Raw genomic sequence first — 3,314 nt, 5'->3', positions numbered from 1 at the left:
GAACGCCGCCGCGCCACCCGCGAGTTGAACAAGGGAGAGGCCCAGAACGCCCTCAAGCGCGCCATCTTTTTCCATCGCACCGGCCGGATCCGCGATCACGGACTGCAAGCCCAGGGACATCGGGCGAGCGCGCTCAATCTCGTCGCCAGCGCCGTCGTATTGTGGAACACCACCTATCTCGGAGCCGCAATGCGGCATCTCGAACATCAAGGACGATCCGTTGCGCCTGATCTGCTCCAGCATCTCTCTCCGCTGAGGTGGCAGCATATCAACCTGACCGGGGATTACCTCTGGACCGACGCCGGCATCCCGGAAGGGAAACTCCGCCCTCTCCGGCAAGCCATCACAATCACCGATAATCCTTAGCGTATATCTGTGCCCGTTTTATGTACCGACCCCAGCAGGCTTCTTGCATCGCGCACCCGCCGGTCCTCAAGCCGAGTCGTAGCCCTACTGCGTCAGGCCGCCACGACACTCGGGCGAAGCGATACGGCGTCGGGAGCTTTTTACAGACGCATGTCTGCCCGGGTCAGGAAAGCGAAGGCCGTGACCGCCACGGCCCGAAAAATAGCGGTCCTGTTTTACAGGCACGGCATGGCCTATGCTGATCTTGGAGCAGGACATTACAACGCGATCCATCGTAAACGTGTCGTCTCCAATCTGCACCGACACGCCCAGTCTCTGGGTTCATACATGCAGCCAATACCACGATATCCTCAACCCGCTGTTTCTTGGCACTACAGTTGCATCTTATGGTGAGAGTGCGCACGGATAGTGCTGGCCTGATGTGTTCGTCGGAAGACGGACCATATGAGGATATGTGCGACGGGTAACCTGCGTTGGGCGAGTTTTACGACGAGGCGCCTGATTTCCTGAATGGACCAGCAGACAAGGACTTTCGTGTCCTGTGCAGTGTTTTTTTCGGTTTCAGAGAGTTTGCCTGGTAGCGGACACTGGCCATGGCCGCATAGGCCAGCATGACTAGGGAAACACGCCGATGCCATCTCTGCCAGGAGCGGGTTTCGTTATGATCGAGACCGAATTCGTTTTTTGCAGCCTCGAACCCTTCTTCAATTCTCCAGCGCGCCCCTTCAACGTTCACAAGTTTTTGCGTGGTTGTCCCTTTCGGGCACCAGCTCGTAAAATAGGCAAGGTCCCGTCAGCGATGTTCCGGCGGATCAGCAGGCTACATCTCCATGCTCCGAACCCGTGATGGCCCCTGACCCCAAGGACATACCCAATCCCTGCCCGGCGCAAAGGAAGGCACACGCAGAACCCGCAAAACACTTCTGCGTAAACAGCGGTACAATCCGCTTCCTTGCTGCCCGAAGCCTGGACGCCCACAGTTCCAGCATCGCTTCAACTGACGTATCGCCATTCATGAAATCCCGAATCATGGTGATCCATAGAGGCAAAACTCATCATAAAATGCAACTGTAGTGCCGGAACGGCACCTTGATAAAAAAATAATTATATAAAATAATCGTGTACATTGCTGAATATTGCCATATTTTTAGTCATTCTTTTTTAGATACATAAGTTGAGAAATCTCATGAACACATTATCGCCTGCTGATATTCGCTTAAACTGCGTCACGACATCCGATGTAGAGCCTCTGACTATCCGCTTTCTCTCAGGTCTGGATCAACGGGTTACCTTTGTAAATCATTCGTTGTCCTTGCCAGGGAAACGCGGAGTGGGGGGTGGTCGGAATCTCTGGCTCAAGAAAGTCCAACTTCTGATAGAAGCAAGTGAAGTAAATAATGAAAATCCAGATCGCGTTGAAATATTCTCAGATGTAGATATCTCTATTTACAGAAGCCCTATTGAACAGACATTATATCTTATGAAAAACTACGATATTCTGTTTCAACGAGAATGGGGACGAGGCAGCCAGCAGGTCAATATAGGTTTTATTGCTCTTAAAAAGAACAATGCTGTCAAATATTTCTGGCAGGCTGTTTATGAGCGGGTTGAAAAAGACGATATATGGGACCAGAAAGCCGTTAATGATTTGCTAGAAGATGAAACAATCATAAAACAACTGGGCCTGAAGGTCGGACGTTTTCCTGAAACATTTTGGGCGCTATCTATCGGTAATCTACCAGAAGGCGACTGTGTTCTGCATCATGCCAATTGTGCAACATCTATGGTGCATAAATGGTTACAGTTGAATGTTTACAGACCACTTTTTGAATCTTCGCCAGACCGGACCAAAGCAGCCTTCCAAACAATCTGCCAGTATCTATTTGACCGTGTATGGACCGTTGGAGAAATGAATCGGAGATCCGCGCTTGGTCAGATCAAAATTTCTTCTGATCTCACAGTATCGTGCATAAAAGGGAAGATGGATTTTTCAATGTTAATTAAAGATAATGTGATTATCATTCGAGGAGAAGGCGAAAAAATTAAATGTATTCTCGATGATTTCTATATCGATAGGCAGCGTTCCCGTATGCTATGTGTGGGGAATTGCTGCCCTGAAAATTATTTATCATCTCCACTGAAAATAAATTTTTTCTATATGTATGCAGATATTTAAAAGGCTGATTCAAATCTTTTTTAACGTTGCCGCTTATGGTGAGAACACACAAATTAAGTCGATTAAAATTTACTTGATTGACGAAATAATGTGCCTCTTTTTGTATTCATTCAAAAGGAGCGTTCTCGGTTTTTATGGCCGCGCATGATACATCCACTTGAAGGCGAAGTACCGGTGACCAGTATCCAAGCTTCTCCTATCCTGACTGAAATCATTGATCATAGCCTAATGCAGAACTGGCGGCCACAGATCAGGCCATCCGGTCAAAATCCAGGCTCCTCGTCAGTTAGAGCCCGATCCGAAAGTTTTTGAACAATACCAGCCTGTTGTGATTCATCCGTCTTTACGAAGAGATGGAGTGAATGGTGACATGGACTGGTATTGCCCGACGTGAACATAGCCGGGAAGGACTGCGATATCCATCGGATATGATGGACGGGGAATGGGCTTTGATCATGCCATTTGTGCCCCCTGCGAAACGGGGCGGTCGCCCTCGCACGACGGATATGCGCGAGGTGGTCAATGCGATGCTCTACATAGCCTCGGCCGGGTGCGCGTGGCGCCTGCTGCCGAAATGCTTTCCGCCGGTCTCGACTGTCAGGCGCTATTTCTACGCCTGGCGTGATACTGGGCTGTTCGAGGTCATGAATACGGTGCTGGTCATGAGCCTGCGCGAGATCGAGGGGCGTGAAGCCTCCCCGAGCGCGGGCGTGATTGACAGCCAGTCGGTGAAAACTACGGAAAGCGGCGGGCTTTCGGGCTATGACGCGGG

The 3,314-nt window shown here is 50.1% G+C and carries 2 protein-coding genes and 2 pseudogenes; 3 read left to right on the top strand and 1 reads right to left on the bottom strand.

Annotation, left to right across the window (positions count from 1 at the left end):
• Positions 1-366 (top strand): Tn3 family transposase (locus GEU01_RS25165; protein WP_157212909.1); only part of this gene is annotated, 366 nt, incomplete at its 5' end.
• 484 nt (positions 367-850) lie between these two features.
• On the opposite strand, the pseudogene GEU01_RS25155 reads toward GEU01_RS25165, so the two are convergent.
• Positions 851-1,203, bottom strand: a pseudogene (locus GEU01_RS25155) (transposase); the annotation flags it as partial.
• A 349-nt stretch (positions 1,204-1,552) separates the two neighbouring features.
• Between GEU01_RS25155 and GEU01_RS25150 the strand changes: the two are divergent.
• Both GEU01_RS25150 and GEU01_RS20385 read left to right on the top strand, forming a co-directional pair.
• Positions 1,553-2,542, top strand: a complete 990-nt coding sequence (locus GEU01_RS25150) for a putative nucleotide-diphospho-sugar transferase (RefSeq protein ID WP_081500043.1) — start codon at positions 1,553-1,555, stop codon at positions 2,540-2,542.
• A 362-nt stretch (positions 2,543-2,904) separates the two neighbouring features.
• Positions 2,905-3,314 (top strand): annotated as a pseudogene (locus tag GEU01_RS20385) (IS5-like element IS1031A family transposase); the annotation flags it as partial.

The sequence above is a fragment of the Komagataeibacter europaeus LMG 18890 genome (genome assembly GCF_000285295.1).
Taxonomy (GTDB): domain Bacteria; phylum Pseudomonadota; class Alphaproteobacteria; order Acetobacterales; family Acetobacteraceae; genus Komagataeibacter; species Komagataeibacter europaeus.
Note: the sequence above shows the minus strand (reverse complement) of the source record. Positions and strands in the feature narration are given on the sequence as shown.